The sequence below is a fragment of the uncultured Xylophilus sp. genome, from assembly GCA_913776965.1.
In the GTDB taxonomy this organism is placed as follows: domain Bacteria; phylum Pseudomonadota; class Gammaproteobacteria; order Burkholderiales; family Burkholderiaceae_C; genus Xylophilus.
Genome location: CAJYQL010000132.1, coordinates 1 through 7,101, shown reverse-complemented (window position 1 = coordinate 7,101; position 7,101 = coordinate 1). Strand labels below are relative to the sequence as shown.

9 protein-coding genes are annotated in these 7,101 nt (G+C 69.6%); 6 read left to right on the top strand and 3 right to left on the bottom strand.

Annotation, left to right across the window (positions count from 1 at the left end):
* Positions 1 to 435 (top strand): ParA family protein (locus QZ500_RS18720; protein WP_295857489.1); only part of this gene is annotated, 435 nt, incomplete at its 5' end.
* A gap of 94 nt (positions 436 to 529) precedes the next feature.
* Here QZ500_RS18720 and QZ500_RS18715 read toward each other — a convergent pair.
* A complete protein-coding gene (locus QZ500_RS18715) occupies positions 530 to 835 on the bottom strand; it encodes a DUF4148 domain-containing protein (RefSeq protein ID WP_295857488.1) in 306 nt (101 codons plus the stop codon).
* A 216-nt stretch (positions 836 to 1,051) separates the two neighbouring features.
* Here QZ500_RS18715 and QZ500_RS18710 point away from each other — a divergent pair, with 216 nt between their 5' ends.
* Complete coding sequence (locus tag QZ500_RS18710) at positions 1,052 to 1,963, top strand: LysR family transcriptional regulator (protein ID WP_295857486.1); 912 nt, start codon at positions 1,052 to 1,054, stop codon at positions 1,961 to 1,963.
* Here the strand turns inward: QZ500_RS18710 and QZ500_RS18705 are convergent.
* On the bottom strand, positions 1,958 to 2,434 hold the full coding sequence (locus tag QZ500_RS18705) for a tRNA (cytidine(34)-2'-O)-methyltransferase (protein WP_295857484.1): 477 nt from the start codon (positions 2,432 to 2,434) through the stop codon (positions 1,958 to 1,960). The two genes, QZ500_RS18710 and QZ500_RS18705, sit on opposite strands and share 6 nt — an antisense overlap.
* A gap of 21 nt (positions 2,435 to 2,455) precedes the next feature.
* Positions 2,456 to 3,160 carry a ComF family protein gene (locus QZ500_RS18700; protein WP_295857482.1) on the bottom strand — a complete coding sequence of 235 codons (705 nt, stop codon included), beginning with the start codon at positions 3,158 to 3,160 and terminating at the stop codon, positions 2,456 to 2,458.
* Between the two features lie 34 nt (positions 3,161 to 3,194).
* Between QZ500_RS18700 and QZ500_RS18695 the strand changes: the two genes are divergently transcribed.
* The 4 genes from QZ500_RS18695 to QZ500_RS18680 form a co-directional block, all read left to right on the top strand.
* A complete protein-coding gene (locus tag QZ500_RS18695) occupies positions 3,195 to 4,112 on the top strand; it encodes a methyltransferase domain-containing protein (RefSeq protein ID WP_295857480.1) in 918 nt (305 codons plus the stop codon).
* A 150-nt stretch (positions 4,113 to 4,262) separates the two neighbouring features.
* Positions 4,263 to 4,739 carry a DUF2244 domain-containing protein gene (locus tag QZ500_RS18690; protein ID WP_295857478.1) on the top strand — a complete coding sequence of 159 codons (477 nt, stop codon included), beginning with the start codon at positions 4,263 to 4,265 and terminating at the stop codon, positions 4,737 to 4,739.
* Between the two features lie 76 nt (positions 4,740 to 4,815).
* Positions 4,816 to 5,985: a cytochrome c oxidase subunit II gene (coxB, locus tag QZ500_RS18685; RefSeq protein WP_295857475.1), complete on the top strand. Its 1,170-nt coding sequence runs from the start codon at positions 4,816 to 4,818 to the stop codon at positions 5,983 to 5,985.
* 31 nt (positions 5,986 to 6,016) lie between these two features.
* Positions 6,017 to 7,101 (top strand): cbb3-type cytochrome c oxidase subunit I (locus tag QZ500_RS18680; protein ID WP_295857473.1); only part of this gene is annotated, 1,085 nt, incomplete at its 3' end.

Here is a 7,101-nt window from a genome sequence, read left to right as displayed (position 1 = left end):
GAGGCGAGCGAGCACCTCGTCACCCGGCCGCCGCGCGGCACCACCCATGCGGTGCTCGACACGCCGGCCGGCCTGCACGGCAACCGGTTCCGCGAAGTGGCTGCCATCGCCGACAAGATCATCGTGCCGCTGCAGCCGAGCATCTTCGACATCTTCGCCACCCGCGACTTCCTCGACGAACTGGCGTCGCACCGCCGGGCCAGCGCGCTGCAGGTCGGTATCGTCGGCATGCGGGTGGACGACCGGACCCATGCGGCCGAGCACCTGCGCACCTTCGTCGAAGGGCTGGGCCTGCCGGTGCTCGGCTACCTGCGCGACACGCAGAACTACGTGCACCTCGCCGCCCGCGGCCTGAGCGTGTTCGACGTGGCGCCGTCGCGGGTCGAGAAGGACCGGGCGCAGTGGGCGCCGCTGCAGGCCTGGCTCGACGCCTGATCGGTCCACTGTTACTCCGTACGCAACAAAGCCTGCGACGCAGGGGCGTGGCAGGCTCTGAGGAAAGCGCAGGCGGTGCAGCCCGCCCGCGGAATCAGGACGGCGTGAATTCACCGCGCTCGATCCGGCCGGCCTGGGCCGCCTGGATCGCATCGCGGCGCACGTCGGCGCGGGTGGCGGGCGACTTCACCGGTGCGGCGACCACCGAGGCGGCGGCGGTCAGGTCGTGGTGCTGGGCGGCCTCGACGGCTTCGGCATGCACCTCATCGGCCGGGCGGCTCGACTGGAATTGCAGCGCGTAGGGCGACAGGTTGTCGCCTTCGCCGTCGGCATAGGCGGCGGTGCCGACGGTGCCCAGCAGGGCGAGGGCGGAGAGGGCGAGGATGCGGCGGGTGTTCATGGTGTGTCCTTGATTGGCGGAGTGGAGAGGTGACTCCGGCAGCGGTTCTCGTAAAGGAGGCCGCCGCCGTCTCGGTGAGTCGTGCCGGGGTCGCGGCCCATCGATGACTCGACTGTAGGCCCCTGTCGCGCCCGGAAAAACCGCTGCGCCGGCACATCACCATTTCCGGTGCTGCAACAATCGCAGCCGACAGCAACGAACAAGGGAGGCCGGCGGATGGATCGTTTGCAATCGATGCGGGTGTTCCAGCGGGTGGTGGACGAAGGGGGTTTCGCCGCTGCGGCACGGGCGCTCGACCTGTCGCCGGCCGCGGTGACCCGGCTGGTCGGCGACCTGGAGCGGCACCTGGGCACGCGGCTGTTGCAGCGCACCACCCGGCGCTTCGCGCTGACCGAGGCGGGCGAGTCGTACCTGGGGCGCGTCCGCTCCATCCTGCAGGACATCGACGATGCCGAAGCGGGTGCCGCCGCCAGCACCCGGGAATTGCGCGGCACGCTGCGCATGGTGGCCACGCCGCTGCTCGCCTCGTCCTTTCTCGCGCCCCGCGTGGAGGCCTGGCGGCGGCGCCAGCCGGGCGTGGTGCTCGAGATCGTCACCGATGCGCTGCCGCAAAGCCGCGTCGAAGAATTCGACCTGAGCTTCCTGGTGGTGGACGAAGGCTACGACGCCAACATCGTGGCGCGGCCGCTCTGGCGCGGCGACTGGGTGCTGTGCGCGGCGCCCGCCTATCTGGAGCGCGCCGGCACGCCCCACTCGCCGGAAGACCTGGCGCACCACGACCACCTGCGCCACACGCTGCGCCTGTCGCGCCGCATGCGGCTGCTGCCGCTGCAGGGCGTCGCCGGTCCGGTAGAAGTGGACGCGCCGGCGATCCTGCAGTCCGGCAGCGCCGACGTGCTCTACCGCGCGGCGGTCGAGGGGGCCGGCATTGCGGTGATGTCGCGGCTGCTGATCACCCCGCAGCTGGAAAGCGGCGCGCTGGTCCACCTGCTTCCCGACTGGATATTCGGCCGCTTCGTCCTGTATGCGGCGATGCCGACCCGCCAGCACGTCCCGGCCCGCACCCGGGCCTTCCTCGACTTCCTGGCGGAGGAGCGCGAAGCCCCGCCGCCGTCGATCCCGCTATAGCGGCTGCGCGCCGGCGAAGCCCTGCTGGCGCCACGCCTCGAACACGGTGACCGCGACCGCGTTCGACAGGTTCAGGCTGCGCTGGCCCGGCAGCATCGGCAGGCGCAGCTGCTGCGCCGGGGCGAAGGTGTCGCGCACTTCCGGCGCCAGGCCGCGGGTTTCGGAGCCGAAGACCAGCCAGTCGCCCGGCGCGAAGGCGACGCCGTGGACCGCGCGGGTGCCGCGGGTGGTCAGCGCGAACATGCGGTCGGCCGGTGGCTGCGCGGCCTGCCGCAGCGCGTCCCAGCCGGCATGGCGCTGCACGTCGGCGAACTCGTGGTAGTCGAGTCCGGCGCGCCGCAGCAGGCGGTCCTCCATCGAGAAGCCGAGGGGCTCGACGAGGTGCAGGGTGCAGCCGGTGTTGGCCGCCAGCCGGATCACGTTGCCGGTGTTCGGCGGGATTTCGGGCGCGACGAGGACGATGTGGAACATCCCGCGATTGTCGGCGGCCGCTCAGGCGGTGCGGGCCAGCACCAGCGCGGCGACCCGGACCGCACCCGCCTGCCGGAGCACCCGCGCCGCGGCGTGCAACGAGGCGCCGGTCGTCATCACGTCGTCCACCAGCAGCACCCGGCGGCCGGCCAGGCGCGCGACATGCAGCGGCTCGACGGCGAAGGCGTCGCGCATGGCCTCGAACCGGGCCCGGCGGCCAAGCGTGTGCTGCACTGCGCCGTCGTGTAGGCGCAGCAGCAGGGTGTCGTCGGTCCGGCGCCGGGCCAGGCTGCGGGCCAGCAGGGCCGCCTGGTTGAAACCACGCGCGCGCAATCGGTGGAGCGACTGCGGCATCGGGACCAGGATGTCGGCCGTGTCGATCTCGGGCTCAGCCCAGGGCGTGCTGCGCATCAGCAGGGCGAGCGGGCGCGCCATGCCGGGCCGGCCGTGGAACTTGAAGTCGGCGATGCACTGCGCCCAGGGAAAACCGTAGTCCACCGCCGCCAGGCAGCGGTCGAGCGGCGGCGGATCGCGCAGGCAGGCGCCGCAGGTCGTGGCACCGCCGGCCAGCGGCAGAGCGCAGCGCTGGCAGCGCGGCACCGGCGCGGCAAACCGGCCGGCGCACGGATCGCACAGCGGCCGCGCCGGCCAGGCGGCGCACACCATGCAGCGGCCGGGCAGGGCGGCGACGGCAGAGCCCGCGCGGGCGAGCAGAGAGCGGAACATGGTGCGAATCAATATACTCGGCGCCCTTTCGCCCATGCCGACGCAGCGCCCCCCCACCCTCGACCCCCGCGCTGCCGCGCGCTGGCTGCATGCGGCGCCGCCCGCGTCCTCCCCCTGGCTGCACGAAGAGGTCGGCCGGCGCATGGAGCAGCGGTTGCAGTGGATCGTCGCGCAGCCGCGCCGTTGGATCGATTGGCAGCCCCTGCGCGGCGGCGTCGAGGCGCATCGGCTGGTGGCGCGCCGCTATCCGCAGGCGGTTTGCGACGTGGTCGAGGCGACGGCTGCCCAGGCAGCGCAGGCGCGCCAGGCACTCGGTGCCGCCTGGTGGCACCCGGGCCGCTGGCGCGGCGGCGCGACGGCGTTCACTTCCGCGCCCGAGACGCTCGCCGACGGCAGCGCCGACATGGTCTGGGCCAACATGGCGCTGCATGCCGCCGCCGACCCGCAGGCGCTGATCGGGCAGTGGCACCGGCTGCTCGCCACCGACGGCTACCTGATGTTCTCCTGCCTCGGCCCCGATTCGCTGCGGGAGCTGCACGCGGTGTACACCACGCTCGGCTGGCCGCCCGCAGGCTCCGCCTTCACCGACATGCACGACTGGGGCGACATGCTGGTGCATGCCGGTTTCGCCGAGCCGGTGATGGACATGGAGCGGATCGTGCTGACCTACGAAACCGCCGACCGCCTGCTGGACGACCTCCGCGGGCTCGGACGCAACCTGCATCCTGGTCGTTTTCCCGGATTGCGCGGCCGCCGGTTCCGGCAGCGGCTTTGCTATGCGCTGACGGAACGGCTGGCCGTGCCGGGCGAGGGCGGCCGCCTGGCGCTGACGTTCGAGATCGTCTACGGGCACGCCTTCAAGCCGGTGCCGCGGGCACGGCTCGCGCCCGAGAGCGCGGTCTCGCTCGGCGAGATGCGCAGCATGCTGCGCCGCGGCCGGGACGGCGGGTGAGTCGCCGCCGGCGTTTTCTGCCGGTATGGCCTGCTGCGCGGCGGCGCCATATGCGTCCGGCCCTTCGGTCTGCAAGACCGGCCGCGCTAGAATGAGGGGTTATCGGAATTCCGGGAATATCCCCCGCCTAGCGGCCTCGTGAGCACCTCCGTGTCGACCCTCGTCCTGCGCTTCGCCACCGTCTCGGGCCAGAACCTGCACTGGCTGCTCCAGCGCAACTGCTCGGTCACCCCGGCGCAGCTGGGCTGGCTGTATGCGTCGATCTGCGTGGTGTCGGTCGGCATCGCGGGGTTCTTCTGGTCGCTGGGCGCGCACCTGGTGGCACCCTTCGCCGGCCTCGAGCTGCTGGCGGTGGGCGCTGCATTCCTGAGCTATGCCCGCCATGCCACCGACGGCGAGCGGATATCGCTGCAGGACGGGCGCCTGGTGGTCGAGCGGGAAACCGCCGGCCGGCGGGAGCGGGCGGAATTCCGGCGCGAGTGGGTGCGGGTCGAACCCAAGGTCGGCGACGGGTCGCTGATCCAGGTGTCGGCCCAGGGCCGGTCGGTGGACGTGGGGCGCTTCGTGCGCCCCGAACTGCGTCCGGCGCTGGCGAGCGAGATTCGGATGGCGCTGCGCGCGGCCTGAGGGCGGTGCCGGCGATGGGAACCGCAGGGGCGGCGGCCGGAAGATTGGTTTAGAGGCAATTACACAAGTGAAGACGATGAAGCGCATTTCCCAAAAGCTTGCCCACATGCTGCTGTCGGCGGGCGCCCTGGTCGGCACCGCCGCCCATGCCGTCAACGACCTGCCGGGTGGTCCCGCGGTGCGTCAGCTCAATCTTCCGGTGGGCGTGACCAAGATCTCCGAGGAGCAGCACCTGCTGCACACCGGCATGCTCATCACCTGCACGGTGCTCTTCATCGCCGTGTTCTCGGTCATGTTCTATTCGATCTGGAAGCACCGCAAGTCGGTGGGCCACAAGGCCGCCAACTTCCACGAATCGGTGACCGTCGAAGTCATCTGGACCATCGTCCCGTTCATCATCGTGATCCTGATGGCGCTGCCCGCCACCAAGACGCTGGTCGCCCAGAAGGACACCACCAACGCCGACCTCACCGTCAAGGTCACCGGCTACCAGTGGAAGTGGGGCTACGACTACATCAAGGGCGAAGGCGAAGGCCTGGCCTACATCTCCACGCTGCTGCCGGCGCACCGCCAGTTCTCCAACAACGGCGCGAAGGGCGCGGTGCCGGACAACTACCTGTTCGAGGTCGATAATCCGCTCGTCGTGCCGGTCGACAAGAAGATCCGCGTCATCACGACCGCCAACGACGTGATCCATGCCTTCGCCGTGCCGCAGTTCGGCATCAAGCAGGATGCGATCCCCGGCTTCGTGCGCGACACCTGGTTTCGTGCCGAGAAGGTCGGCGACTACTATGGCCAGTGCCAGGAACTCTGCGGCAAGGAGCACGCGTACATGCCGATCCACGTCAAGGTCGTCTCGGCCGAGGACTATTCCAAATGGGTCGACGGCGAGAAGAAGAAGGCCGCCGCCAAGGCCGACGACCCTAACAAGGTCTGGGTGCTGGCCGACCTGGTCAAGCGCGGCGAGAAGGTCTATGCCGCCAACTGCGCGGCCTGCCACCAGGCCAACGGCAAGGGCGCCGGCCCGATCAAGGCGCTCGACGGCTCCGAGAAGGTGCTGAGCGAGGACCATGCGGTGCAGATCCAGATCCTGCTGAAGGGCCTGAACAACGGCGCGATGCCGTCGTGGAAGCAGCTGAGCGACACCGACCTCGCAGCCGTCGCCACCTACACCAAGAACAGCTGGTCCAACAAGACGGGCCAGCTGGTGCAGCCGGCCGAAGTGCTGGCACAGCGCAGCAAGTAAGCCGCGCCGGACACGATTCAAAGGAAGCAAGATGAGCGCAGTACTCGATCCCCACGGCCACGCGCACGACCACCACGACGAGCACCACCACGCCCCGACCGGCTGGCGCCGCTGGGTGTTCGCCACCAACCACAAGGACATCGGCACGCTGTACCTGCTGTTCAGCTTCACGATGTTGATGATCGGCGGCGTGCTGGCGCTGCTGATCCGGGCCGAGCTGTTCAACTCGCTCACCACCATGCACGGCCTGATCATGGTGTTCGGCGCGATCATGCCGGCCTTCGTGGGCTTCGCGAACTGGATGATCCCGCTGCAGATCGGCGCATCCGACATGGCCTTCGCGCGGATGAACAACTTCAGCTTCTGGCTGATGATCCCCGCGGCGCTCATGCTCGTGGCCTCGTTCTTCATGCCCGGCGGCGCACCCGCGGCCGGCTGGACGCTCTACGCGCCGCTGACGCTGCAGATGGGCCCGTCGATGGACGCCGGCATCTTCGCGATGCACATCCTGGGCGCGTCCTCGATCATGGGCTCGATCAACATCATCGTGACCATCCTCAACATGCGCGCCCCCGGCATGACGCTGATGAAGATGCCGATGTTCTGCTGGACCTGGCTGATCACCGCATACTTGCTGATCGCCGTGATGCCGGTGCTCGCCGGCGCGATCACCATGACGCTGACCGACCGCCACTTCGGCACCAGCTTCTTCAATCCCGCCGGCGGCGGCGACCCGGTGATGTACCAGCACATCTTCTGGTTCTTCGGTCACCCCGAGGTCTACATCATGATCCTGCCGGCGTTCGGCATCATCAGCCAGATCGTTCCGGCGTTCTCCCGCAAGAAGCTGTTCGGCTACGCCTCGATGGTGTACGCCACCTCGTCGATCGCCATCCTGTCCTTCATCGTGTGGGCGCACCACATGTTCACCACCGGCATGCCGGTGACCGGCCAGCTGTTCTTCATGTACGCGACCATGCTGATCGCAGTGCCGACGGCGGTGAAGATCTTCAACTGGATCGCGACGATGTGGCAGGGCTCGATGACCTTCGAGACGCCGATGCTGTTCTCCGTCGGCTTCATCTTCGTGTTCACCATGGGCGGCTTCACCGGCCT

Coding starts and splice junctions, on each gene's coding strand:
- QZ500_RS18715 (WP_295857488.1), bottom strand. CDS start 835: ATGAACACCCGCCGCATCCTCGCCCTCTCCGCCCTCGCCCTGCTGGGC.
- QZ500_RS18710 (WP_295857486.1), top strand. CDS start 1,052: ATGGATCGTTTGCAATCGATGCGGGTGTTCCAGCGGGTGGTGGACGAA.
- QZ500_RS18705 (WP_295857484.1), bottom strand. CDS start 2,434: ATGTTCCACATCGTCCTCGTCGCGCCCGAAATCCCGCCGAACACCGGC.
- QZ500_RS18700 (WP_295857482.1), bottom strand. CDS start 3,160: ATGTTCCGCTCTCTGCTCGCCCGCGCGGGCTCTGCCGTCGCCGCCCTG.
- QZ500_RS18695 (WP_295857480.1), top strand. CDS start 3,195: ATGCCGACGCAGCGCCCCCCCACCCTCGACCCCCGCGCTGCCGCGCGC.
- coxB (WP_295857475.1), top strand. CDS start 4,816: ATGAAGCGCATTTCCCAAAAGCTTGCCCACATGCTGCTGTCGGCGGGC.